Genomic DNA, 25,826 nt, shown 5'->3' on the forward strand with positions numbered 1-25,826 from the left:
GTTCCCTTTATTTAACCCCGAGCGATAACGCGCGACAGCGCCTGGGCCGAGTATTCATGCACGTATCCGGTCAACTCGCGCAGCTTGTCCAGCGAAGCTTCCGGGAACAGGCCGTGTCCCAAGTTGAAAATGTATCCCGGCTGCTGCACGCCTTCATCGATAATTTTCGCCGCGCGCTCGTGAATGAGTTCCTGCGGTCCGGTCAATACGAACGGATCGAGGTTGCCCTGCACCGCATAACCAGGTCCCAGTCTTCGACGTCCTTCGGCAATCGATACGCGCCAATCCAATCCGATCACATTGGCTTTCAGCCCGCGCAGCGTCGGCAGCAGTTCGCCTGAAGCGACACCCGGGAAGTAAATCTTCGGCACGTTCTGCATCTCCGGCATCGCCGACAGCTCGTCGAAGATCCGCGTGATCGTCGGCAGCACGTAATGGGCAAAGTCCGCCGGAGACAGCGCGCCGACCCAACTATCGAACACCTGGAATGCTTTGCCGCCGTTTTGCACGTGTGCGCGCAGATAAGCGATCACCATGTCGCCCAGCTTGTCCATCAGCGCGAACCAGGTTTTCGGCTCGCTGTACATCATCGTTTTGGTACGGATGTAATTTTTCGACGGACGGCCTTCGATCAGGTAACTGGCGATGGTAAAAGGAGCCCCGGCGAACGTGATCAGCGGCACGTCCAGCTCGCGGTCCAGTATCCGGATCGTTTCCAGCACGTGGCCGAGATCGCCTTCGACGTCGATCGGGCGCAGACGTTCCACGTCGGCCAGATCCCGGATCGGATTGTCGATAACCGGGCCGATATCCTTCACGATGTCAAAATCGATCCCCAGCGAAGCAACTGGATTCATGATGTCCGAATACAAAATGGCCGCGTCCACGCCCAGCTTGCGCACCGGCATCAGCGTGACTTCGGCCGCAAGTTCCGGTTGGCGGCAAATTTCGAGCAGCGAATAATTTTCTTTGATTTTGCGATATTCCGGGTCGTATCGGCCGGCCTGCCTCATATACCAGACAGGCAGACGGTCGACCTCTTGACCATAACAGGCCCGGATAAAACGATCATTGTAAGTCATGTCGATAAGAGCCTCCAATACCGGTTGATAACGGTCTATAAAATACATTCAATTTTAATTATGCGCTTTTGAAACGTTTGTCACAAGCTGTGATTGCGACGATTGTTTGACGTTTTCCTACCTATATATTATCCACCCGAAGCAGCCGTTTGGAAACCGCTTCGGGCATTTTCTCATTCAACGTTCACGTATTCTTCACCATTGCGATCGCCAACCCGTCGTAAGCGGGCAGCAGCGTTCCGAGCAATCTCGGGTCATCCGCCATCCGGCGATTGAACTCCCGCACGATTTGAATCGCCGGGCCGTTGCGCTCGAAATTCAGCGTGCGTCCGCGCAGCAGCAGATTATCCGCCACGATCACCGCGCCCGGATTCGCCATTTCGATCGCCATATCCAAATAGTTCAGGTAGTTCAATTTGTCCGCGTCGATAAAAAAGAAGTCGAATTTCTCGCCGGCCGCTTTCAACTGCTCCAAGCTGTCCACCGCAGGTCCGATCATGTATCGCGTCTGATCGCCGAAACCCGCTTCGATCAGATGGTTTTTCGCGACTTCCGCATAATCGGGCCGAATCTCCAGCGAAGTGATCGAGCCGCCTTCCGCCATGCCGCGAGCCATGCAGATCGCGCTGTATCCGCCGAGCGCGCCTATTTCCAAAATGTGCTTCGCCCCCATCAACGTCACCAGCAGCGTCAGCATTTTGCCGTATCCCGGCGCTACCGACACGTCCGGCATTTTCGCGGCGTGGATTCTTTCCTTGATTCTGAGTAAAAGGTCGTCCTCGCGGGCGAGATCGTCCATATAGATTTCGGCAGCCGAAGCGCTCGTATGCAAGTCGTTCATTTTCTTCACTCTCCGTTTTCGCTTATCCATTGTTTCCGAATATATTGTAACCTCAGCAGTGTTCCCCTATAATTGAGCATTGGGCGCACGAATACCCCCGGAAGCGCGTTTTGCGCCCGGACACGTCAGTCTTCATCTGATCATTGTACGATTTTATCGCAGGCTTCACAAGCGGCTTAACCGATTTTCTTCGCTGCGCCGCGGATCTTTATCGCCTGCTTTCACCTTTAATAAACGGAGCTGAACTTATGAGAATTCCTGAACAATTAACCCTGATCGCAACCTGTGCTATGGGCATCGAAGCAGTCGTCGCGCGCGAATTGAAAGACCTCGGCTATGCCGATGCCCGCACGGAAAACGGCCGCGTCACCTTCACCGGCACGCCTGCCGATATCTGCCGCGCCAACCTGTGGCTGCGCACCGCCGATCGCGTCTTGATCAAAATGGCCGAATTCCCTGCCGTCACGTTCGAAGAACTGTTCCAAGGCGTCAAAGCCGTCGATTGGGCAGGCTTCATCCCGGAGTACGGCGAATTCCCGGTCAACGGACGCTCGCACAAATCGCAGCTGTCCAGCGTGCCGGCTTGCCAATCCGTGACGAAAAAAGCGGTGGTCGAGAAAATGCGGGAATCGTACGGAACCGAATGGTTCAACGAAGACGGTCCGCTGTTCACGCTCGAAGTGACGATGCTGAACGATATCGCCACGATCACGCTCGACACGACCGGCCCTTCGCTGCACAAACGCGGCTACCGCAAAACGACCGTCGAAGCGCCGTTGAAAGAAACGATGGCCGCCGCGCTGATCCTGCTCAGCCGCTGGGGCCCGCACCGCCCGTTCTACGATCCGTTCTGCGGCTCCGGCACGCTGCCGATCGAAGCCGCGCTGATCGGCTGGAATATCGCGCCGGGCCTGCGCCGCAGCTTCCCGTCGGAACGCTGGGATTTCGTGCCGGAAGAATTGTGGAACCAGGCGCGCGACGAAGCATTCGACGCGGTGCGCGACGAGATTCCGCTGAACATCGGCGGCAGCGATATCGATCCGGAAGCCGTCGAGGTCGCCAAAGCTTCCGCCAAACGCGCGGGTCTCGGCACCGAAATTTCGTTTAACGTCCAGCCTGTCGCCCGCTTCAAAGCGGAAGGCAAATTCGGCTGCGTAATCACCAACCCGCCTTACGGCGAACGTCTCAGCGAAGAAGAGGAAGTCGAGAAAATGATCCGCCAGCTCGGACGCGCCGCGCTTGATCTGCAGGATTGGTCGTTCTTCGCGATCACGCCGACCGAAAACTTCGAGCAAAACTTCGGCAAAAAAGCCGACAAACGCCGCAAACTGTTCAACGGACGCATCGAGTGTCAGTTCCTGCAATTTTTGGGACCTTTGCCTCCGCGTCGTTAAGGAGTGACTATGTTGCGAATATTGAATTCTTCATCAACAAGACCCGGCCCCAAGCCGGGTCTTCTCTTTACCTCGGTCCTTTATGTGTTGTTCGTGCTTCTTATGCTGGGCAAGCTGCGCCTGCTGCATGGCAATCTGCAACTTCCGTACATCAATATGGGTGCTACGGATTTTCTGATCGCCGCAGGCTGTGTGCTGGCTTTATCATTTTGGGTATTCTGGCTGCCTGTGCGCGCTCGCTTATGGGCATTGGCGCTGCTGGACCTGCTGCTGACGGCGCTGATCTTCGCAGACCTCGTCTATTTCCGCTACTTCGGCGACTTTCTGACCGTTCCCGTGCTGCTGCAAGCCGGGCAGGTGGAATCGCTCGGCGGCAGCATCGCGGAACTGCTGCGCTGGCGCGACCTTTGGCTGTTCGCCGATTGGCCGCTGATGCTGGCTGCCGCGCTGTGGGGCTGGTCGAGACGACGTAAAAATGTTCGGGGCTTCTCAGGCACATCCGCGTACTCGCTCGGAACGGGTACGTCCTCTTCTTCGCGCAGAAGAGTCCGTTTCCTCCAACGATTTGCGGCCGGACTTCTGGTGCTGGTCATCGGGTTCTCCGCCGCCTTTTTCCCGATTCGACACGCTTCCCAGACCTGGGCCAAAAACCTGTTGGAAAACAACTGGTGGAACATGTCCATGTACAACGTGACCGGGTTGCTCGGCTTTCACGCGATCGACGCTTACCGTTACGCGCAGACCGCGATCGGCAAAGGGCAATCGTTATCGGATGAACGTTTGACGGAAATCCGCGACTGGTTCGAGAAAGGCCGCGCCTCTCGCACAGGTCCGGCAGAATTGCTGGGCAAGTACAAAGGCAGCAACGTCGTCATGGTGCAGGGTGAAGCGTTCATGAACTTTTTTGTCGGAAAAGAAGTGAACGGACAGCCGATCACTCCGAATCTCGACGCGCTGATGGCGGACAGTCTGTATTTCGATCACTTTTACCAACAAACCGGGCAAGGCCGTACCTCCGATGCCGATCTTGCCGCCAACTTTTCGCTGCATCCGCTGCCTTCGGGTTCCGTTTTTATCCGGTACGCCGACAACGAATTCGAGACTTTGCCTTCGATCTTGAAAGAACAAGGCTATTCGGCCAACGTATTCCACGCCTACGACGGCAGCTTCTGGAATCGGAATCGGATGTATCAGGAGATGGGATATGATCGTTTTTATACGGAAAAAGATTACGTGATCGACGAACCGCTCGGCTGGTCGCTCGGGGATCGCTCGTTCTTCAATCAGTCGGTCGGGTTTATGGAAAACACGCCGGAGCCGTTCTATTCGTTCCTGATCGGTCTCAGCAGCCATCATCCGTATAATTTGGCGCTGAAAGACGAAGACAAACTTCCGGTCGGCGAGTTCGAAGGCACGACGTTCGGCGATTATTTGCAGTCGGTGCATTACGTCGATTCGGCTTTGGGCGACATGGTGCAGCGGTTGAAAAACGACGGACTATGGGAAAATACGATCTTCGTCTTCTACGGCGACCATGACTTTTCACTCGACGAGCACGAAGCCGTAGGAACCTTGTTGGGCGATGACGTATCGGAGTTCGAATATACGCAGATGATGGGCCAGGTCCCGCTGCTGATCCATCTGCCGGACGGCGAGCTGGCCGGGACATATGAGCAGCCTGGCGGTCAGCTCGATATCATGCCGACGTTGCTGTCGCTACTGGGAGTCGATGCCGGCAATTACGCGCTGATGGGCAGCAATCTGCTTGACGATTCCAAGCAGGAACGACTCGTCGTGCTGCGAACAGGCGCATTTACCGACGGCAAAATCTACTACGAACCTTCTCCTGACGGCGTGTTCGAAAATGGGATCTGCTATGACCTCGCAACCGGACAACCGACCGACGTGGAACAAGCACGGGCAGGATACGACGAAGCGGTAAAGCGTCTGGCGATCTCGGACGATGTGCTGGCGAAAGATTTGATTCCGACGCTGGATTTAAAAAAATAACTTCTCGCTCCGCGCCAACTTTTTTCGCAGCAGCCCATAAAAAGCCCCGAATTCCGTCAATCCGGAACTCGGGGCTTTTTGGAAATCGGTCATACACGCAGCTCAATGCCGAGCCGCGACGTGCCGATTATGATTTTTTAATAAAAGGCGCGACCTTTTCCAGCACTTCGGCTTCTGTCGGAGCGCTGACGTAACGGCCGTTGATGAAGACGAATGCCCGTTTGCCGCAAGGACCGCAGTACGACTTGCAGCCCACTTTGATCTCGGCATCGGGAGCCATTTTTTGCAGCTTCGGCACGATGGTCTTCATGCGTACGTGCTGACATTTATCGCAAACGCGAATATCGTTAGCCATGATTCTTCCCTTCTTCTTCGGCAGTTCTTAGTGGTCGCCGTGGTTACCCTTCGACGGATTCGTGATCACGAATCCTTCTTCCTGGGTGCTGTACAGATAATCGATCTTGATTCCGTCAAGCAGCGGCTCGCTGGCATCGACCAGAACGCTGATATCCTTGTCGGTCGCAACCAACTCGTCGCCGTCTTTTTGCTTATCCAGATCCATGCCGTAGTGGGCGTGGTCGCCGTGCGAATGCGTAATGAATACGCGAACGTTCATTTCTTTGTTTTCTTCCTTGTTCAACTCTTCCAGCAGTTTCTTCGCAGCGTTGCGCGTAATTTTGACCTTCATGACAGACTCCTCCCGCCTGCGGTTTCAAACCGCGGCTCTTCATAAGATGATAGTGCAGCAAAAGGCAGTCTCAACCTTGCATGGATGCGACCTGCCAAATGGCTTTCGTTCTTGCGATATACTCGGCCAGCCACTTTTGTGCGATTTTCTCGAACATATCCGATTCTCCGCTGTGCAAGAACCGATGCTCGGGAATGGAATCGCCGGTTTCCAACTGCCCTTTTTCATACAAAATCGTACTGACTTCGCGAGCCGTCTCCTCCGCCGAACTGATCAGCTTCACCGACGGTCCCATCACCCGCTGAATGGTGTCCGCAAGGAACGGATAGTGGGTGCAACCCAAAATCAGGCAGTCGAGCGGCAGCGCACGCAATGGGAGCAGTTCGTTTTTGACGATCTCATACGTGGCCCGACCGCTAAAATGCCCCTGCTCGACCAAAGGAACAAACGACGGACATGCACGGCTGACCACATTGACAAAAGGAGAGATCTGTTTCAACGCTTGGGCGTATGCCCCGCTATCGACTGTTCCTTTTGTGCCGATGACTCCGATAATGCCGTTGTTTGCTTTGCTGATCGCCGCGCGGGCACCCGGATGAATGACGCCGACAACCGGAATATCCACCTTCTCCGCAATCGTATCAAGCGCTGCGGCGGTGGCCGTATTACAGGCGATGACGATCATTTTGGGATTGAACGTCATGAGATAATCGACGATCTGCTCCGTAAATGCGCGGACTTCCATGAGATCGCGCGGTCCGTAAGGGGTACGCGCCGTATCTCCGAAATAGATGATTTGTTCTCTCGGCAATTGACGCATGACCTCTCTGGCCACGGTCAGGCCGCCGACTCCCGAATCCATTATCGCAATAGCTTGCTGCACGAGTACACGCTTCCTTCATATCGTTTTCCCGAACATCCACCTCTTATGGACACAACACCGCAAAAGATGGACCGGGGTTAAAATTAAGCCTAAACTCTATCATAGCGAAGCGACTCCCTCGCCGCAAGCAGCTTTTGGACGAATCGATTACTCCTCTTCGGAAGTCGATGCATGCGAATCTTGCGTGGGCGGAGTCTGACGACTCTCCTGCATCCGGTACTCGCGCTCGGAGCGGAACTCGGTTCCGTCTTCTTCGCGCAACCGATAACCAGAGCCTGAATCTTCTTCGTCATCTTGCCAAGCGTTCGCTTCATCCTTCTCGTACCCGACCGGATCTTCCGTTTGCGTTCCGGCATAATGAGGATGGCCCGGATTGAGGTCGATCACCGCGCGTTCGGGAGCCAGGACGGAGCGCTGGCGCTCGCAGCGCCATCTGAGTCCGGCACCGCCGAGCAGTTGTCCGTCGGCTGCTTCGCCCGCGTTGCCGTAGACGTAGTAAGAGGCGCCGTAGATCATCGGAATCACCCGGTCCGGCGTCATATCCACTACCCGGCACTGAATGTCCGGCACGCCGAGAGCGGTCAAGCCGAGCGTATCGACCAGCACTTCGTTTTGCCGCTGCATCTGATAAACTCTGACGTTCAACGCTCCGTAGAGAGGCTCGTTCGGATAAGAGGCCAAGAAAGTTCCCGCATCGATCAATTGTCCGCTCGGCTGCCAATAGATCGCATCACAGCCCGTCGTCTCGATCACGCTTGCCAAGACGGACTGGAACATATCAATCCGACGCTCAAACGGCAGCATGGCCGCGTACCAATCGCATAGCGTTACCGCATACCGATACTCTTCAAGCCGCTCCGCTCCGCCTTCCCATTTCCAGCTTTGCTGAAGCACGCCTTCCCAATTCAGATCCTCGCGAATCTCTCTGGGCTCGAAGATTCTCGTCTGCGCGGGCACTTCCGCATCCGTGAAATTCACGGTGTAATCGGCATGGTAAAAAACGGCGGCCAGCTCGAAACGGTCGCTGCCCGTCGTCTCCTTGCGACGCAGCGCCTCGTTCTCCACTTGTTCCGTCTCCCGAAACGGTCCCGTGTTGATCGCGGTCTTGCGAATGCGTTGATGAATCCGCTCAAGAATAAGCGAAGGTTCCAGCTTCGGTTCCTCCCGGAATAATAACTCGACTGCGTATACCGGAAGGAATCCCGGTTTCATTTTCTTGCCTTCTTTTGGTTGTTGCCCTGCCGAATCGGCCATGTGTCTGCTTCCCCCTCCGTGTCTATCCGGTATGTTCGCTTAGTTTGGCCTGCCGCTCTCGCCAAGTTCGCTAAGCAAATACCGGTTCACCCGATCCGCAAACTGCTTCAAGGCGGCAGGCAGCTCCATTGTCAGCGTGTGCAGGGCTTTACGATCCCATTCGTAATAATCCTGCACCAACGGACGACGCAATCTGACCAGTCGCAACATCACCTCATGCAGCTGATCGTCGATCACGGTCTCCCCGTGAATAATGTCTATAATATCCTCGTAACTGCCCGCATCGCGCATAATGAATCCGTCGATCAGATAGCTTCCGATATCCGTGACGGCTTCCAATGCCAGATGCAAAGCGCGCTCTTGCGCCATTCCTTGCAGGAGCGTTCCCTCCCACTGCGCAGCGACCAAACGCATCGCTTCGATCGTCTGCGGCAGCGACAGCAGGCGCTTCTCGATCTGTTCCCGATTGACGTAATACAATGCCGGTTCCTCCTGTGTATCCGCTGCGGCTGAAGTCGCAAACCGCTCGGTTCCTGGATTTTCGCGTTTCGTCTTTCCGCGATATGTAGTAATCGCGTAAACCGATATTAGATTTCGTAGTCGACGGCGTACGAGACTTCTTTGACGCCATTGATGTATTCGATAATCTTCTGGTGTTCCGGATGCGTCTGATAGCCTTGCAGATCATCCAGCGTCTCTACCGTTGCCGTCAGCGCGATATCGTAAGAACGCTCGGTGCGCAGGATATCCGTTCCGATCTCCAGCGATTTGAGCTGCTCGATCTTGCCTTCCATGCTGCGCAAAACGTCTGCCGCCTCCGCTACGCTTTCCGCCGAACGGTTTTTCAATTTAAAAAAGACGATATGTTTAATCATCATGTTCATCTCCTTCTGCCGTTGAATTGACCTTCAAAAAAGCTCATAAAGAAACTATATCATAAGGAGAGCGGTTACAGCCAAAATCGAACACGGCGATTTAGCGAAAATGCGTCGTCCTTTGTCAAAGTCGGCGCAAAGAAAAAGACCGTTTGCCGTGATTCCGACAAACGGTCTTTTCCCGCTCAAGCAAAGTGTTTTTCTTAACGATTAACGCGAACGACGAAAACGAATTGCAGCACCGGATACCATCAGCAGCAAGCCTGCGTACAGGAACATCGCGTCGCTGCCGGTTTCTCCTGTTTGAGGCAGTTCGGAAACGCCGGTCCAATTCATCGAAGCCGCAGAGTTCGCTGCATCCGTTGTCGTAGCGTCCATTGCAACTTCCGCGGTTGGCGTCGCTGCGATCGTCACAGGACGTTCTCCGATATCGGCCGTCGATGCATCTGCTGTTACAATCGCTCCATCCGTCACGCCGCGGTTGTCATCCATTTCAGGCGACAACTCATCAAACTCGTCACCTTCCGATGCTGTAGCTGTCGTAACGTTGTTTCCAACCGGTTCTCCGTCTTCGTCGTCGGCAGGCAGCGCACTTGGCGTATTGCCCGAAGACGCGATTACGGTTCCCGGTACGGATGCTGCGACTACGCCGTCAACCGTGATTCCGCCGTCGTTACCGCCCGTGCCTGGGTTTGGCGTCGTACCGCCATCGTTACCGCCAGTGCCCGGGTTCGGCGTCGTACCGCCATCGTTACCGCCAGTGCCCGGGTTCGGCGTCGTACCGCCATCGTTACCGCCCATGCCTGGGTTCGGCGTCGTACCGCCGTCGTTACCGCCCGTGCCTGGGTTAGGCGTCGTACCGCCGTCGTTACCACCCGTTCCTGGGTTCGGCGTTGTTCCACCATCATCGTCCCCACCGTTACCCGGGTTTGGCGTGGTGGTGCCGCCGTCATCGTCTCCGTTACCCGGATTCGGAGTCGTTCCTCCGTCATTTCCTCCCGGTGCTGCTGGAGTAAATGTAGAGTTTTCCAGCACCGACACCTGAACGCCAGGCAGAATGCCGTTCAAGTTCAAATCAAGCAGCGAGGAATTGTTGGACGTTCCATCTCCGTTCACGGAATTATTGTTGCCCAGAACCGTCAGTCCGACGTCGTTACCGAGCAGATCGTCGAGATTCAGGTTCAGCAGAGAATCGGAATTGCTTTGCGTTGCCGGGTTCGTCGTACCGGAGTTCGTGTTGTTGGATTCGTTTTCCAGCACGCCCAAATGAATATTGTCGCCCAATACTTCGTTAAGGTCTACGTTCAACAAGGAATCGTAGCTGTTATTCGTCGTTGTTGGGTTCGTCGATCCATTGGTTGCGCCCGAATTCGTGTTGGTTGCTTCATTTTCCAATACGCCGACGTGAACCGTTTCTCCCAAAACTTCGTCGAGGTTCACGTTAACCAGCGAACTCGATTCCGTATTTGCTGTAGCGGCTGGTGTTCCTGTTGTCGCACCGGAAGTTGTGTTGGATTCTTCGTTTTCCAGTACGCCCACTTGGACGCTTTCGCCCAACACTTCATCGAGGTTCACGTTAACCAGCGAACTCGATTCCGTGTTTGCTGTAGCGGCTGGTGTTCCCGTCGTTGTACCGGAAGTTGTGTTGGATTCTCCGTTTTCCAGTACGCCGACGTGGACCGTTTCTCCCAACACTTCGTCGAGGTTCACGTTAACCAGCGAACTCGATTCCGTGTTTGCTGTAGCGGCTGGTGTTCCCGTCGTTGTACCGGAAATTGTGTTGGATTCTTCGTTTTCCAGTACGCCCACTTGGACGCTTTCGCCCAACACTTCATCGAGGTTCACATTCAGCAATGAGCTAGATTCCGTCGTTGTTGTAGCGGCTGGCGTTTCTGTTGTTGCACTGGAGGTTCTAGTGGATTCTTCGTTCTCCAGTACGCCGACATGCACATCATCGCCCAGCACTCCGCCAAGATCTACGTTGACCAGCGCATCGTAATTCGTTGCCGCACCATTGCTTCCAGCACTGCTTGTCTCACTCGGCAATACATTGACTTGCAGCGTATCCCCGAGCAGGCCGTCGGCATTGAGGTTCAGCAGCGAACGACTTTCCGTCTGAGGCGCGCCGCTGTCGGTCGTCGTAACTTCCGCAGCCGATGCGGCTCCTTGAGCCAATACGAGTGTGACTGCCGCAAATCCTGTTGTCATCAGTGCTTTTACCGTCTTTTTCATTAGTTATCGCTCCCTTTTATTTTTTTGATTTTTACGTCAAAAAGGGAGCTTGCTTCGGTGGTGAAAAAGGCGGGGCGTTGATCCATTGACTGCCTTCCGTATCTGAAGTGGCTTTCAAACGATATAACGAGTCCGAAGCTACCGGCATGAATCCGGTATACAGCTGCGCGATCGGAGGCTGAGGCCCCGCAAATCCAGAGCCGCCTTGCGACGATCCCGAAGCGCCGCGCGTCGGCGAGCCTTCGCTTAACAATCCGGGTACGACCGGTGCTTGCGGCTGACGGCCTTCACGTGGTGCAAGAGGCGCTGCCTGCTTGCCCTTCGGCTCTGCAAGTTCCGCCGAAGAATCCGAGGAAGAGGTCTTGTTCTCGCGAACCTGAGTAACTCCCCCGTCTCGCGAAGACGTGCCTAACGCTTCTTCATTCGGTAATATACCGGCTACCTCTAGTGTAGAAGGATCTGGTAACAGCTCCGCAGTCATACCAACCGGCTGTTCTTCCAACGAAAGTTCTTCTGCATCGTCCAGCCCGTAACCCGCAATCGATACGGATTGGTTCGGCTCGGTCAACGGTTGTTGTTCGGTCACTGAAGGCTGATTCTCCGGTAAAACGGGAACGAGCACCTCGCCGACGACAATACGCTGAGCTTCCTGAATGTGCACCACCTGTCCGGCTACCGTATTCGGCGCGCCGTCAGATTGGGAAGGGTTAACTGCCCCGTGTCCACCGTCCGAGACTCTGGCCCCGCCCGAAGACTCGGTCGTCGTTGGAGCAGGCACCGTTGTCTCCGACCCTGTCGTTGGTACTGTCGGTTGTTGTCCGCCCTGACCGCTTCCCGGTTCCTGATCGTTCCCCTTACCCGGCTCTTTATCCGGTTGCGAAGGCGTCGGCGTCTGTGTTCCGGGGTTGGTCGGTTGAGTCGGAACAATCGGAATCGCAGGCAAGCTTGGCGTCCCGCCGCCGCTTCCCGGCTGGGTAATCGGCTTCACCGTTTCTTTTACGGTCTCTGCCACCGTCTCGACGACTTCGCCAACCGTATTTCCGGCTCCTTCCGTTACAGGTCCGACGCTTTCCACGATCTTTCCGACATTTTCCGTCGTGTTTTTGACCGTCTGATCTACCGCTTTGACGGTTTGCCCCGTTTCTTCCAGCAATGTGCCTACAGGATCGGCAGCCTTGCCGTTTAATGCTCCTGTCACTTGAGGAACGGTGTTCAGCGGAATGTCAACGGTTTCATTCACGATGACATTTGCGTCTTTCACCACTTGTTCCACGGTATTGACCACATTGCCTACACTGTCTGCTGTTGGAGTCGTAACCGGTTCAAGCAGCCCTCCAGCCGCTTTTCCCGTAACATCTAACGTATTCTGGACCACTTGCTGCGTCTGATTTAAGGTTCCGCTTACCGTTTGCTCCAGCGCGCCCGTCGCGCCGCTTACCGTCTGATTGACTGAATCGGATACGCCGCCGACCGTTTGATCGACGACATCAACCGCTCCTTTAAGCACATTGTCCAAAAGTCCGGGGGCGAACTTAGCCTCGGCGGAGTGGGTCTGGAAGACCAGTATCCATGATGCCGCCAAGACGATCGCTAGCATTCGTCTTTTCACTGATTCACCTCCTTTCTGCATCCGACATCTCCTGCTTTTGACCCAATTCGACCACTTTGTTGAAAAGTGTCTAAACTGTGTCTACTCCTTTTTTACCATCCATTTTTTCTGTCGAAACTCATTTTTAAGCAAAAAGTAAAAAGATCCCATATATGAAAAATGAACAACTCGCTTACTGCCTGGTTTTCTTGCTTTGAATTTTTTTCATAATGTTTGAATAGTCAGGAACGCGCAAAAAAGCCGTCTTCCCGAAGGAAAACGGCTTTTCTTCATTTCGTTATAAACAAACGTTCGGTCAACGTACGGCTTACTCGGATTTCTCCTCGTCGCCTACGCGCTCCGGTGCCACTTCCGGCTCTTCCGCAGCTTCGGCTTCCGGCTCTTCGAGCACTTGAGGAACGATCACGGAAGCGATCACTTCCTCCTCCGAAGAAAGCAGCTTAACTTTATCCGACAGCTTCAGATCTGCCGCAGTCAGCTTGTCGCCGATCTCCAGATTGGAAATGTCGATCTCCAGCGTGCTCGGAAGATCGTCCGGCAGTGCCTCGATTTCGAGCTCTGTAGCCTGAACCTGGAAGATGCCGCCTTCCTTCGTTCCTTTGGCTTCACCCTGATAATCGATCGCGATCGTGGCGCGAACGACTGTGTTTTTGTCGATTTGCAGGAAATCCGCGTGAATGATTCGCCCGCTGACACGCTGTACGTCCTTGATCATGACTTGGGACGTCGAACCGTCTTTCACCTTCAGGGAGAAAATGTCCGCGCCGCCTCTTTGCACGTGGCGAAGCAGATCCTTGGCATCGACATGAACAGGAATGCCGTCTGCTTTCTTGCCGTACACTACGGCAGGAACGCGCCCGCTTTCGCGCAGAACTCTGATATCGGAACGTTTAAAACCGCTTCTTTTTTCAGCTTCAAGTGCTTTACTCATGATTACTCGACCTCCTCGGAATTGGACAATCAACGATTCGGAAAGAACTGGAATACCGGCCTGGCCGGGCTTTCCGTCGTCTTCACGTTATTCTATTACCCCGCAGACGCTAACTTGTATCACATGCTCGAAATGGCCGGAAAACAAGTTCGAAAAAAACTCCGCTCAATCCGCCGTTTTTTCTGCGACTGAAGCCAGGTACGGAGCCAGATAAGGAGCGGTACGGCTCTCTTTGTTCTCCGATACTTCATGCGGCGTTCCCGCCGCCACGATCTTTCCGCCTTGAGCCGCCGCTCCCGGTCCCAGATCGATGATCCAATCGGACTGCGCGGCGATCCGCATATTATGCTCTACCATGACGACCGCATGCCCGGCTTTCGCCAACGCGTCCAAATGGCGCAGCAGCCGATCCGCGTCGACCGGATGCAGGCCGTTGGTCGGCTCGTCCAGCAAGTAGAGCGTACGGCCGCGCTGCGTGCGCTGAAGTTCGGAAGCCAACTTGATGCGTTGCGATTCGCCGCCCGAAAGTTCGGTCGCCGGCTGACCGAGTTTCAAGTAGCCGAGTCCCAAGTCCAACAGCACCGATAACGGACGAGAGATCGACTGCTGATCCGCAAAGACCTCGGCCGCTTCTTCCACGGTAAGCCCCAACACGTCGGCAACGTTCAGGTCGTTCCATTGCACCTCAAGCGTCTCGGGGTTATAACGCGCCCCTCCGCATTCCGGGCAAGGCACGTAAAGGCTCGACAAAAACATCAGCTCGATCTGGACGAAGCCTTGCCCTTCGCAGTTCGGACAGCGTCCCGCCGCCACGTTGAACGAAAAACGGCCGGCTTTGTATCCTCTTTCCCGCGACAGCGGCGCATTCGCGAACAGCTTGCGCACATGGTCGAACAATCCGGTATATGTCGCCAAGTTGGAGCGCGGCGTGCGTCCGATCGGCTTCTGGTCGATTCGCACCAGGCGGCGCAGCGAATCCAGATCGCCGGAGATTTTTCCCGATACCTGCCGGCTTTGGCTTTCTTCCTCTTCTTCTTCCGGATCGGACGGAAGATCGCCCAGGCGCGGAGCCAGCAGCGCCGGAAGCGCCGTCGAGACGAGGCTCGACTTACCCGAACCGGACACTCCGGTCACCGCCGTCAAGCAGCCGAGCGGAATATCGACGTCTAACTCATGCAGATTGTTGAACGAAAGCTGCCGGATCTTCAGCCAGCCTTCGGGCTGCCGCGGTTCCCGGAGCGCGGCAGGCGTTTCCGCGAACACGTATCGGCGGGTGATCGATTCTTCGACCGATTCCAGACCCGCGGGCGGGCCGCTGTACAAGACTTTCCCTCCGCGTTCGCCCGCTTCCGGTCCGATATCGACCAGCCATTCGGCATGCTTGATCACGTCGAGATTATGCTCGACGACGAGTACCGAATTGCCCGCGTCGCGCAGCGCGGCGAGCGATTCCAGCAGCGCTTCGCCGTCGGCGGGGTGCAAGCCGGCCGACGGCTCGTCCAGCACGTAAGCGACGCCGAACAGCTTGGAGATCAACTGCGTCGCCAAACGCAGGCGCTGAAGCTCGCCCGACGACAACGTAGGCGCCGGACGATCCAGCGACAAATGGCCGACGCCGATCGCGATCAACCGTTCCAACCGGCTCGATACGTCGTCGACCAGACGTTTGGCGACCTGCGCTTTTTCGGTTTCCCGTTCGGGACTCTTGGCGCCTTTTGCCGAATACGCGCGATGCAGGCGAACGCCTTCTTCCAGCTTTTCCCGAAGCTCTGCGACCGGCAACCGGAACAATTCCGCGATATCCAGTCCCGCGAATGTCACCGAAAGCGCCTCGCGCTTCAGTCTTTTGCCTTCGCACGCCGGGCAAGGGCGAACTTCCAGATAAGGCTCCAGCCGCTGCCTGCGTCCCGGCGTGTCGGCAGAAGCGTACATATTGAGCAGTTGACGCCGGGCGCCCGTATAATTGCCCATGTAGTCGGGACGTCGTCCGGCGCGGACGGCTTCCCGGATTTCCTCGTAACTCAGGTCGGGATAGACCGGCGCCGAAGGCTTTTCTTCGGTGAACAAGATCCAATCGCGGTCTTTTTGCGGCAGGTCTTTCCACGGTTTATCCACGTCGTACCCGAGCGAGATCAAAATATCGCGCAGGTTCTGTCCGTGCCAAGCTCCCGGCCAAGCCGCGATCGCGCGCTGCCGGATGCTGAGTTCGGGATCCGGCACCATCGATTCTTCGGTCGCGTCGTAAATGCGTCCGAGTCCCTGGCATTCCGGGCAAGCGCCTTGCGGCGTATTGGGCGAAAAGTCTTCGGCATACAGCACGGCTTGGCCGTCCGGATAATCGCCGGCCCGCGCGTACAGCATGCGAAGCACGTTGGACACGGCGGTCAAACTGCCTACGGTCGAGCGTTCCTGCGGCACGCTCCGCTGCTGCTGAAGCCCCACCGCCGGAGGCAGTCCTTCGATGCTTTCGACCTGCGGCGCGCCCGCCTGCTGAATCAGTCTTCGCGCATACGGCGCGACCGATTCCAAATAACGCCGCTGCGCTTCGGCATACAGCGTGCCGAAAGCGAGCGACGACTTGCCGGAACCGGACACGCCGGTAAAAACGACCAGCGAATCGCGCGGAAGATCGAGATCGGCATGTTTTAAATTATTTTCGTTCGCCCCGCGCACGCGGATCATGCCGTCGGATTCGCGTCGGCGCTCGGAGCGTGAAGAGAAGAAGTCGGCATTCATGATCAAGACCCCCTTTGCGGATTTTCGTTCTCGGACAAGATCGGCAGCCGATCCTGTCCTGATACGTTTACCGCATTCGGAAGTCCTTAAATCAGTTCGGCGCTTTCCGTTGGTTCGAAACTGCCGAAACCGTTCCGAACACAAAAAAAGACCGGCTTCAGGCCCTGACAAGGCTCGAAGACAGTCTCCTTTAGGGCGTGTACGCAAACTCCGTCAAGATGCATGGCGTTGAGTTTGCGTACACGCCCTAGCATGAAAAACTAGATGTTCCGTCCGGCATTGAACGCGCGCGTCTCATTACCGATCGATTTCGCCGCGCTGCCCGCATTCAGCACCACCGGCAGTCCCGTCTCCGCGCTTTCATAAAAAGCATCCACGACCTCCGCGAAATACAAGCCATGCTCCGCCGGAGCAATCAGATTTTGCTTTTCATCCTTAATGCAATCGACAAAATGACGAAATTCGCCGGTCAATTGCAGAAACGGATTGATTTTAAGTTTGGGCGTCATATCGAGACAAATTCCGTTATGCTCCCCGAACAAATTCAAAGTCCCGTTGATCAGCGTGGCCCCGCCTTTGGTTCCCATCAGTTCCACGTAGAACCGTTCTTCTTCAATATTGGCAGCCCAACTGAAATCGAGGGCCAGGCTTGCTCCGTCTTCCAAAGCAATATAACCGTGCGCAGCATCTTCGACGTCGAAAATGCCATTCTCGATTCCGGTATAGCCATGCCGGTTCCGCGTTCCGGTCTGCATGAAGTTCTGGTAAACTCGTCCCGCTGCATACGAGACTTTGGGCATGCCCATGAAATACAGCGCCAGATCGATATAATGCGCTCCAAGATCGATCAACACGCCGCCTCCGGCACGGGCTTTATCCGTGAACCATGTTCCGCGCCCAGGAATGCCGCTGCGACGCATCCAACCGGCTTTGGCGCTGTAGATATGGCCGAGGTTGCCGTCGTCGATCCACTTTTTCAAATAGATCGCTTCGTTCGTAAAACGGTTGTTCAACCCGATCATGACCTGCTTGCCGGAACGGTCCCTCGCTTCCACGATCCGCCGGGCTTCCTCCGCATGCAGAGTAAGCGGCTTCTCGCAGTGCACATTTACGCCATGCGACAACGCATATTCCGTAATCTCGGCGTGCAAAAAGTTGGGCGTGACGACGCTGACGATGTCCGGCTTCTCCGCTTCGATCATTTCTTTGTAATCGCTGTACGCATTCGGTACGTTATGCCGGGCCGCCATCGCGGATGCTTTGCCGAGATCGACATCGCAGATCGCAACGACTTCGATGTCGTGCAGCTCTTTATAGCCGTGGATATGCTTTTTCTCGGCGTTGCCTCCGGCTCCGATCAAGGCATACTTCAATTTGTCCATGCTGATTGTCCCCCTTTTTCCAAACGATAGACTACGGTTGCAGCAGCAGCTTGCGGAAATAATCGGCCGAATAATCGATGCCCGCCGCCGCCAGTTCGTCCGGCAAAGACGATTTGCGCGGTTCGATGCTCAATCCGGCGTTATATCCGGTGCTTCTGAGCACCGCCAGGAATGAAGGCCAATCCGTCTGATCCAGTCCTGCCGGCGGTTCGTCGACTTTCACTCCGTTCACCAACAGCGATCCTTTAAGATGAACGTGATAGAAGCGATGCCCCCAATCCAGCGCCTCCTGCAAATAATCTCCCTCGAAAAAGCGCGCATGCGACGGATCGAACTTGATGCCCAGCTCCGGCAGATGGCCGTGCACGATTCTCCAGACGTCCGGCGTATTCACGAAATTCACTTTGCGGCAATTATACGTGGAAATTTTCACGTTTTTGCCTTGCGCGTAATCGATCAGCTTGCTGAAAAATCCGATAGCCGCCGTGCAATTTGCATAAAAAGACAGCTCTTCGACGTAATTGCAGCCCACGACGAAACTGCGGCATTCCAGCGCGGAAGCAACGTCGATCAGTTTGCAACAGCGCTCCAGTTCTTCCGCAATGATCTCTCCGTTTGGATCGATCCGCTCCGACTTCCAGCGTCCGATCGAACCGATCTCGATTCCGTACTGCTGGCTCCACTGCGCAATCTGTTCCCGACGATCGCAGAATGCGTCCACGTCGTCTCCCTCATTCACGCAAAACTCCAGGAAGCTGAGCCCTCTGCGCTCGGCTTCAACGAAGCTCTTTTCTTCAACTGTTGCGATGATTCCCAATTTCATGCCTGGCGGCTCCTTTTCATTCCGGTTTGTCTATTTCTACCCTATCAAAAACGGATTCTCTTGGGAATCCGTTTTTGCGACACTTTTGCAGTCTGTTATTGCGCCTGTTTTTCGAATGCGATCTTTTGTCGAGAAAAACAAAAATCCCCTGAATCGTCCTGAGACGAATTCAAGGGATTTTTATTCAATGATGCGGTCGAGAGGACTCGAACCTCCACGGGGGTAAGCCCACACGGACCTGAACCGTGCGCGTCTGCCAATTCCGCCACGACCGCATATCATGTGCCGGACAAAATGTCCTGCCCAAATAATATAACACGGTGAGCAAGCAGTGCGCAAGTCCTTTTGGCAAAAAACGTTCGCTGCCCGCTCTCACGGATTCATATGGCCTTTTTCACGTCAGCTGTACCACAGAACTTCGCTCAACCAACTCCGGCAGGTATAAAAGTTCTTCTGTATCATCACTGGATCTTTCTTCTTGTTCGATCATCGCGATTAACCGCCTGGCCGCTTCCCGTCCCATTTCTTCCTTCGGATGCGTAAGCGTCGTCAACGGTACGCCTGCCGCCAGCGCAAGCGCCGAATCATCGAATCCGACAATCGACAACTCGCCGGGCACGGACACTCCCATTTCGCGAGCCGTGTTCAGGAGCGGAACGGCCAACGCGTCATTATAAGCAAATAATGCGGTCGGGCGATCCGTAGAGGCCAGCAGTTCGCGCAGCTTTTTCACTGGCAGCTTGTCCTTCTGCGACGTCGTATAGGTGACTACATGCTCCGGATCCAACGGAATTCCGGCTTCGCGGTGGGCATGCATGAATCCTTTCAGACGGTTAACCCCTTGCAGATCGTCCGTTTTGAAAAAACCAACGATACGGCGATGCCCTTGCTTAATCAGATAACGCGCCGCCGTAAGTCCGCCCCGCTCGTCGTCTACTTTTAAACAAGGTACTTCCAGCTCGCGGTAACTCTCGTTAATCATCAGGAACGGCAAATTCTTCGACTGCATCGACAGGTAAAAAGAAAGATTCGGATTGCCTTCGGCACTCTTGGTCGGTTCGATGATCAGTCCGCTTAACGGCTCGCTCAACATCAGACGCAGACATTCCATCTCTTTTTCTTTGTCATTGTCCGTACTCGCCAGCAGCAACCGGTACCCCCGACTGCGCAATTCCGCCTCGGCACCCCGCACAATATGAGGAAAAATATAATCGGAGATATATGTGGTGACGATACCGATCGTGCGCGGCTGCGCCGCTTCTTCGCGAACGGCGGCATGTCGGACAAATGTTCCTTTTCCCTGCACGCGCTCCAGCAAACCTTGTTTTTCCAGCTCGGAGAAGGCTTGGCGGACCGTTTGGCGACTAAGCGAAAATTGCTCGGCTATCTCATTTTCGGAAGGAACCTGACTGCCGGGAGAGAGCTTTCCGCTTTCGATCCAGCTCAACAGTTCATTTTTTAAGATCATATATTTAGGAAGCCGCTTGCTCATTGGATTTCACCTCGGTCCATAATTGACGATCATGATTCTTGTTAAAAGAGAGCGGTTTCAACTTTGAAAAAGATAGGCCAAGGTTGTACATACCTTTTGAGGAAGCATATGCTTTTACAAAGTCGTACGTACAAGAAAATCTTAATTGCGGCTTAGTCAAAATGCAAGCTAAAATTCCCCTTTCCATAACGGTTTGCACTCGGAATACCCCATCTCGTTAAGAAAAGTCCATGCATTCTCGATTAGAATCGTCTGACCGACCTGCCATGATTCCGGTTGTCGATGTTGCAAATGGGCAATGATTTCCGCAATAGATCGAGGTCTTCCCAGATGAATACAGGCGGCTTCTCCGTTTCGCTGCGCCGAGATTTCATAAAATGTCCAAGAAGTATGCGGATCTTCGTCAGGCAGGAAAGCCGGGAAGACCAGCACGATTTTGGTATTCTTTTGTTCTTTGGGCGAAAGGTGCAGCGTGAATCGGACTCCGCTCGTATGCCAATAGACGAAAGCTTGATCTCCGACTACAATCGTTCTGTGCGCGGTTTTCATTTCCTCTCTTCTCCTTCCTCCAGCCATTCTCTAAGAATCGTGTTGAAACATTCCGGCTGCGCCGAAGGAATGCCGTGTCCGATACCGGGCAAAATCTTTTTTTGCGCTTTCGGATGAATCGACGCGATCTGCTCCGCCGACTTGCGCATGATTCTTTTTTCCTTTTCGCCGACCGTCACGAGAACACGAGCGTTCGAACGCGAGAATCCCGCTGGCAACCGATAGGTCAAGCTTTGCCGCAACATGCGGATCAGAGCATCCTGGCTGCTTTTCAAACTATGTGCATAATACGTCTCGAACTGCTCGGACGGAATATACAGCGCTTTGGCTTGAAGAGCCGAAAAGCGGCGATTGCGAATCAGCGGAAAACTGCAACGAACCATGGGACCGATCATTCTGTCGGCAAAAGGAAGCGGAGCAACCGAAGCGCTATTGAGCATGGCTCCGCGCAGCAGATGCGGACTGTCGTTCATCATTTGAATCACGATCTGCGCTCCCAGCGAAAAACCGACCGCGTAAATCGGCCGGCCTGCGCCTTTTTGCTTCGCCAGATCGATCAACTGCCGGGCGCTCTGTTCGATCGTGAACATCGGCTTTGTATCGGGCTGTTCCGATTCCGCCAGCTCCGGCACCAAACAATGATAATGTTGAAAAGACTCGACCTGACGATCCCACATCCATCCGCCTACCCCGCCGCCATGCACGAATATCAATAAAGGAGCATTCGAATTTCCCGACTCCGTATACGTCCATTTCATTAAAATCCACCTTTCTGACAGCACCTTTAGCGTTGGTTGCATATTTTTGTATGTATTGATTTTAGCATATCTTGATTACTAACAAGGCTGTAGCGATAAGCCTCCAAAATAATTGTGACAATTTCAAGTGAATAATTTCACATTTGATGTGACTACAATCACCAACCCCTTGAATTTTAATTAAATATAATGAGAATGTAAGTTAGATCAAATTTGAAATAGCGGCGGCTCGCCGGATCTTCCGGTCCCGCCGTTCAGTGAATGTTAACTTGTGAAGAAAGTCACATTATGATGACGAATCGCCTTTCCTGCCTTTTCACCTACAGGTCGCGATCTTCCCTACACCGAATTCAAACGCCAAGGAGGCACATCGTTATGACGAACGCAAAAGAAAAACTCGTCGTGATCGGCAACGGCATGGCCGGTATCAATACGCTGGAGCAAATTCTAAAGCTGACCGATCGTTTTGACATTACCGTATTCGGTAGTGAACCTCATCCCAACTATAACCGGATCATGCTCTCCTACGTGCTCGAAGGAAGCAAGACCATTGACGATATCGTCATTAACGACTGGAACTGGTACAAGGATAACGGAATCGCCCTTCATACCGGACAGACGGTAACCGCAATCGATACCGCAAATAAAACAGTTGTCACTGACGGCGGAATGACTGCATCTTACGATAAACTGCTGATCGCAACCGGTTCGAATTCTCTCATGCTCCCTATTCCGGGCAGCGACCGCGAAGGCGTCGTCGGCTTCCGCGATATCGCGGACTGCGACCAAATGCTCGAAGCAGCCAAACAGTATAAAACGGCAGCCGTCATCGGCGGCGGCTTGCTCGGTCTCGAAGCGGCGAAGGGCCTTGTCGGTCTCGGCATGGATGTCACTGTGGTCCACCTGATGAACGACCTCATGGAACGCCAGCTCGATACTCAAGCTTCGGCGATGCTCAAAACGGAACTGGAACGTCAAGGCATCAAATTCGCGATGGGCAAATCGACCGCGGAAATGCAAGGCGACCACCGCGTGCGCAAATTGGTATTCACGGACGGCGAAGAACTGGATGCGGAATTTGTCGTTATGGCGGTCGGGATCCGTCCCAACAAACAAATCGGCGAAGTCAGCGGAATCGAGACCAATCGGGGCATCCTGGTCGACGACTTTATGCGCACCTCGGCACCGGACGTCTATTCGGTCGGCGAATGCGCGGAACACCGCGGCATTTGCTACGGCCTCGTCGCTCCATTGTTCGAACAAGGCAATATTTTGGCGAAACATATCTGCGGCGTAGAGACAGCAGGCTATGAAGGTTCGATCACGTCGACCAAACTAAAAATTTCGGGCGTAGACGTATTTTCGGCCGGCGAATTCATTGAAGGTCCTCAGCATACCGTGATCGCGGCCAAAGACGAATGGAAACGCACGTATAAAAAAGTTCTGCTGGATCAAGGCAAAATCGTCGGCGCCGTATTGTTCGGGGACGTCACGGAATCGGCTTCGCTGCAAAAGTACGTTCGCGAAGGCACGGAAATGACGGACGAAATCTACGGCGATCTGATGGGCGCGGGCGGCCACTGCGGCGGCAAGTCCAAGACGGCTGCTGTGGAAAAGATGGCGGACGACGAAATCGTCTGCGGCTGCAAAGGCGTCACCAAGAAAGTCATCGTCGATGCGATCAATGAAAAAGGACTGACTACGGTCGACGAGATCAAAGCCTGCACCGGCGCTACCGGATCGTGCGGCGGCTGTAAACCGGTCGTGGAACAAATCCTGAGTTTCGTCCTCGGCGACGGATTCAAGAAGACGGCCAAAACCGGCATTTGCGCTTGTACGCCGCTCAGTCGTCAAGAAATCGTGGCCAGCATCAAGGAAAAAGGACTGCGCACCACGAAAGAAGTCATGCACGTACTGGATTGGCATAACCCGGAAGGCTGCTCGAAATGCCGTCCGGCCGTCAACTACTACCTGGGCGTCATCTATCCGGGCGAACACAAGGACGAGAAAGAATCGCGCTTCGTCAACGAACGCATGAACGCCAACATTCAAAAAGACGGTACCTACACGGTCGTTCCAAGAATGTACGGCGGCGTCACGACACCGGAAGATCTGAAGAAAATCGCCGACGTCTCGGTCAAATACAATGTCAAAGCGGTTAAAGTCACGGGCGGACAACGTCTCGACTTGATCGGCGTGCAGAAGGAAGACCTGCCGAAAGTCTGGGAAGAACTCGATATGCCTTCGGGCTACGCCTACGCCAAATCGCTGCGCACGGTCAAGACTTGCGTCGGTTCGCAATACTGCCGCTTCGGCACGCAGGATTCGCTGGCCGTCGGCGCAATGCTGGAACGCAAATTCGAACGTCTAGACTTCCCTGCCAAATTCAAGATCGCGGTAAACGGTTGTCCCCGGAACTGCGCCGAATCGTGCACGAAGGATATCGGCATCGTCGGTAACGACGGCGGTTGGGAAATCTTCGTCGGCGGTAACGGCGGGATCAAAGCTCGTCTGGCCGACTCGCTGTGCAAAGTGAAAACCGATCAGGAGCTGACGGATACCGTTGCAGCCGTCATGCAGTACTATCGCGAGACCGGTAATTACCTGGAACGGACATCGGAATGGGTAGAACGCATCGGTTTGGAAGAAATCTATAAAAAGACGGTCGAAGATCTTGAGTATCGCCGCACCCTGATCGACAGCATCGAACATGCGCTGACATTCGTCGAAGATCCGTGGAAGCAAGTGCTGAACGACAAGAAACTTCGCAGCGAACTGTTCGAAGCCGCGAAACCAACGGTTACGCAAGTTTAAGCTTTAACTTTACTGCCTGCCAATATCCCATATAATGAAACGCCGTTGAAGAGAGCTGCCGATCGAATCAAGCAGTCCCCTCTTCTCCCCGTTTCATTCTTGCTTCACTATACTGATTATCCCGAGAGGAGCTTGACCATGACTCCGCAATTAAACGCTGTAAGTTCGGTTGTACTGGATACGCTTGATCGCTTCCCAAGCCGAATCGGCCGCGTCTTCATCGTTGGCGATACTGAAATTGCCGTATTCCGCACATCCGAAAATGAAATTTACGCGGTTGAAAATCTCAATCCCCATCCAAAAGGCGGCCCGTTAGCCGAAGCCATCGTATCCGAACACTACATCTACGACCCGCTCTATGATTGGAAGATCGATCTGAAAAGCGGTCTTGTTCAAGATCCGGATCGCGGACAGGTTCGTACATTCCGTGTTGAAGTCGCGGATGAGCAAGTGATTCTGTTCACGAAGTAATCCAAGAGCCGGCTACGGCTCTTCGGCTTCGTTGTTTCACCTGATTTGCACATTCGCGCGCCCAGGAGGCTGAAGGTTATGTTTACCGAAAGTGTACGGTCCATTGTTGAAGCTGCTGCAAAAAAAAGAGATTTCATGAACGAACACCCGCTCCGTTATTTCATTAGCGCCATGCTGGCAGGCGCCTATGTCGGGCTTGGTATCATTCTGATCTTCTCGCTAGGCGCTCCGCTCGCCGCGATCAAATCGCCCGTGCAATCGCTGGTGATGGGCGCTTCGTTCGGGATCGCGCTCACCCTCGTTATTTTCGCAGGCTCGGAGCTTTTTACCGGAAACAATATGTTCTTCACCGCTTCCACTCTGGCCCGTCGCACTTCGGTTAAAGACCTCGGCAAAAACTGGACGTTAGTGTTCTTCGGCAATCTGGCCGGTGCGGTGGTACTTAGTCTGCTTGTGCTGGGAACCGGGCTTTTCAAAGGAATCGCGCCGGAACATCTGATCTTCGCCGCTGCTGCCAAAAAAATGAGTTTGCCTGTAATGGAACTGTTTTTCCGCGGTATTTTGTGTAACTGGCTCGTCTGTCTGGCGATCTGGATGGCAAGCCGGACCACGAACGATATCGCCAAAATCATGCTGATCTGGTGGTGTCTGTTCGCCTTTATCGCCAGCGGTTACGAGCACAGCGTAGCGAATATGACGCTGCTCAGTACCGCGTTGCTGCTGCCTGGCCATCCGGAAACGATCACGTTGGTCGGCTGGCTGCATAACATGATTCCGGTGACGCTCGGCAATATCGTCGGCGGTGCATTTTTCGTGGCCTGCGCCTACTGGATGATCTCTCCGGTTCGCAAATCTGCTCAAAACGAGGCTCCGGAAGCTCGGCAAGAAACTCGTCCGGCTTCTTAAGTTTCCTCGTTCAACATGCTTCTTGCAAAAGTCTTTGCCTATGGCGAAGACTTTTTTAATTCCTCTTTTTACCAAAAAATCACTTATTCGAAACCG

Annotated in this window: 22 protein-coding genes and 1 tRNA gene; 5 read left to right on the forward strand and 18 right to left on the reverse strand. The window is 54.3% G+C overall.

Features of this window, described 5'->3' with window-relative positions:
- Nucleotides 1-11 precede the first annotated feature (11 nt).
- Together hemE and SACSAC_RS01840 are read right to left on the reverse strand one after the other, a co-directional pair.
- Complete coding sequence (gene hemE / locus SACSAC_RS01835) at nucleotides 12-1,082, reverse strand: uroporphyrinogen decarboxylase (RefSeq protein WP_037282865.1); 1,071 nt, start codon at nucleotides 1,080-1,082, stop codon at nucleotides 12-14.
- Nucleotides 1,083-1,266: 184 nt separating this feature from the next.
- A complete protein-coding gene (locus tag SACSAC_RS01840) occupies nucleotides 1,267-1,923 on the reverse strand; it encodes an O-methyltransferase (protein ID WP_037282868.1) in 657 nt (218 codons plus the stop codon).
- Nucleotides 1,924-2,171: 248 nt separating this feature from the next.
- Between SACSAC_RS01840 and SACSAC_RS01845 the strand changes: the two genes are divergently transcribed.
- Together SACSAC_RS01845 and SACSAC_RS01850 are read left to right on the forward strand one after the other, a co-directional pair.
- Complete coding sequence (locus SACSAC_RS01845; RefSeq protein ID WP_037282870.1) at nucleotides 2,172-3,317, forward strand: THUMP domain-containing class I SAM-dependent RNA methyltransferase; 1,146 nt, start codon at nucleotides 2,172-2,174, stop codon at nucleotides 3,315-3,317.
- Between the two features lie 9 nt (nucleotides 3,318-3,326).
- Nucleotides 3,327-5,327, forward strand: a complete 2,001-nt coding sequence (locus SACSAC_RS01850) for an LTA synthase family protein (protein WP_037282872.1) — start codon at nucleotides 3,327-3,329, stop codon at nucleotides 5,325-5,327.
- 127 nt (nucleotides 5,328-5,454) lie between these two features.
- On the opposite strand, the gene SACSAC_RS01855 is transcribed toward SACSAC_RS01850, so the two are convergent.
- The 16 genes from SACSAC_RS01855 to SACSAC_RS01930 form a co-directional block, all read right to left on the reverse strand.
- Nucleotides 5,455-5,682, reverse strand: a complete 228-nt coding sequence (locus SACSAC_RS01855) for a YuzB family protein (RefSeq protein WP_037282874.1) — start codon at nucleotides 5,680-5,682, stop codon at nucleotides 5,455-5,457.
- A 27-nt stretch (nucleotides 5,683-5,709) separates the two neighbouring features.
- Complete coding sequence (locus SACSAC_RS01860) at nucleotides 5,710-6,015, reverse strand: iron-sulfur cluster biosynthesis family protein (protein ID WP_037282876.1); 306 nt, start codon at nucleotides 6,013-6,015, stop codon at nucleotides 5,710-5,712.
- Between the two features lie 70 nt (nucleotides 6,016-6,085).
- Complete coding sequence (gene racE / locus SACSAC_RS01865; RefSeq protein WP_037282878.1) at nucleotides 6,086-6,898, reverse strand: glutamate racemase; 813 nt, start codon at nucleotides 6,896-6,898, stop codon at nucleotides 6,086-6,088.
- A gap of 147 nt (nucleotides 6,899-7,045) precedes the next feature.
- On the reverse strand, nucleotides 7,046-8,152 hold the full coding sequence (locus tag SACSAC_RS01870; RefSeq protein WP_037282881.1) for a DUF4261 domain-containing protein: 1,107 nt from the start codon (nucleotides 8,150-8,152) through the stop codon (nucleotides 7,046-7,048).
- Nucleotides 8,153-8,191: 39 nt separating this feature from the next.
- Nucleotides 8,192-8,632, reverse strand: coding sequence for a DUF86 domain-containing protein (locus SACSAC_RS01875; RefSeq protein WP_037282882.1), 441 nt, complete (start codon nucleotides 8,630-8,632; stop codon nucleotides 8,192-8,194).
- 107 nt (nucleotides 8,633-8,739) lie between these two features.
- On the reverse strand, nucleotides 8,740-9,027 hold the full coding sequence (locus tag SACSAC_RS01880) for a Dabb family protein (protein WP_037282884.1): 288 nt from the start codon (nucleotides 9,025-9,027) through the stop codon (nucleotides 8,740-8,742).
- A 210-nt stretch (nucleotides 9,028-9,237) separates the two neighbouring features.
- Nucleotides 9,238-11,259 carry an LPXTG cell wall anchor domain-containing protein gene (locus tag SACSAC_RS26695; protein WP_051506793.1) on the reverse strand — a complete coding sequence of 674 codons (2,022 nt, stop codon included), beginning with the start codon at nucleotides 11,257-11,259 and terminating at the stop codon, nucleotides 9,238-9,240.
- Between the two features lie 31 nt (nucleotides 11,260-11,290).
- Nucleotides 11,291-12,868, reverse strand: a complete 1,578-nt coding sequence (locus tag SACSAC_RS01890; RefSeq protein WP_037282885.1) for a hypothetical protein — start codon at nucleotides 12,866-12,868, stop codon at nucleotides 11,291-11,293.
- A 307-nt stretch (nucleotides 12,869-13,175) separates the two neighbouring features.
- Nucleotides 13,176-13,799, reverse strand: a complete 624-nt coding sequence (locus SACSAC_RS01895) for a 50S ribosomal protein L25 (RefSeq protein WP_037282888.1) — start codon at nucleotides 13,797-13,799, stop codon at nucleotides 13,176-13,178.
- Between the two features lie 165 nt (nucleotides 13,800-13,964).
- Complete coding sequence (locus SACSAC_RS01900) at nucleotides 13,965-16,535, reverse strand: excinuclease ABC subunit UvrA (RefSeq protein ID WP_037282890.1); 2,571 nt, start codon at nucleotides 16,533-16,535, stop codon at nucleotides 13,965-13,967.
- 260 nt (nucleotides 16,536-16,795) lie between these two features.
- Nucleotides 16,796-17,917: a Gfo/Idh/MocA family protein gene (locus SACSAC_RS01905; protein WP_051506794.1), complete on the reverse strand. Its 1,122-nt coding sequence runs from the start codon at nucleotides 17,915-17,917 to the stop codon at nucleotides 16,796-16,798.
- A 31-nt stretch (nucleotides 17,918-17,948) separates the two neighbouring features.
- Nucleotides 17,949-18,740: a sugar phosphate isomerase/epimerase family protein gene (locus SACSAC_RS26700; protein WP_051506795.1), complete on the reverse strand. Its 792-nt coding sequence runs from the start codon at nucleotides 18,738-18,740 to the stop codon at nucleotides 17,949-17,951.
- A gap of 191 nt (nucleotides 18,741-18,931) precedes the next feature.
- Nucleotides 18,932-19,015: transfer RNA gene (locus SACSAC_RS01915), tRNA-Leu, on the reverse strand.
- Between the two features lie 119 nt (nucleotides 19,016-19,134).
- Nucleotides 19,135-20,232 (reverse strand): GntR family transcriptional regulator, encoded by a 1,098-nt coding sequence (locus SACSAC_RS01920; RefSeq protein WP_037282892.1) that lies wholly within the window; start codon nucleotides 20,230-20,232, stop codon nucleotides 19,135-19,137.
- A 168-nt stretch (nucleotides 20,233-20,400) separates the two neighbouring features.
- Nucleotides 20,401-20,781, reverse strand: coding sequence for a hypothetical protein (locus tag SACSAC_RS01925; RefSeq protein ID WP_037282895.1), 381 nt, complete (start codon nucleotides 20,779-20,781; stop codon nucleotides 20,401-20,403).
- The gene (locus SACSAC_RS01930; protein WP_037282898.1) at nucleotides 20,778-21,539 is read right to left on the reverse strand and encodes an alpha/beta fold hydrolase; all 762 of its coding nucleotides are present in this window, start codon (nucleotides 21,537-21,539) and stop codon (nucleotides 20,778-20,780) included. Before SACSAC_RS01930 ends, SACSAC_RS01925 begins: the two co-directional genes overlap by 4 nt.
- 375 nt (nucleotides 21,540-21,914) lie before the next feature.
- Between SACSAC_RS01930 and nirB the strand changes: the two genes are divergently transcribed.
- From nirB to SACSAC_RS01945, 3 genes are all read left to right on the forward strand, one after another.
- A complete protein-coding gene (gene nirB, locus SACSAC_RS01935) occupies nucleotides 21,915-24,353 on the forward strand; it encodes a nitrite reductase large subunit NirB (RefSeq protein WP_037282900.1) in 2,439 nt (812 codons plus the stop codon).
- Nucleotides 24,354-24,491: 138 nt separating this feature from the next.
- A complete protein-coding gene (gene nirD, locus SACSAC_RS01940; RefSeq protein WP_051506796.1) occupies nucleotides 24,492-24,824 on the forward strand; it encodes a nitrite reductase small subunit NirD in 333 nt (110 codons plus the stop codon).
- A gap of 78 nt (nucleotides 24,825-24,902) precedes the next feature.
- On the forward strand, nucleotides 24,903-25,730 hold the full coding sequence (locus SACSAC_RS01945) for a formate/nitrite transporter family protein (protein ID WP_037282903.1): 828 nt from the start codon (nucleotides 24,903-24,905) through the stop codon (nucleotides 25,728-25,730).
- The last annotated feature ends 96 nt before the right edge of the window (nucleotides 25,731-25,826 follow it).

The organism is Saccharibacillus sacchari DSM 19268, assembly GCF_000585395.1.
Classification (GTDB): domain Bacteria; phylum Bacillota; class Bacilli; order Paenibacillales; family Paenibacillaceae; genus Saccharibacillus; species Saccharibacillus sacchari.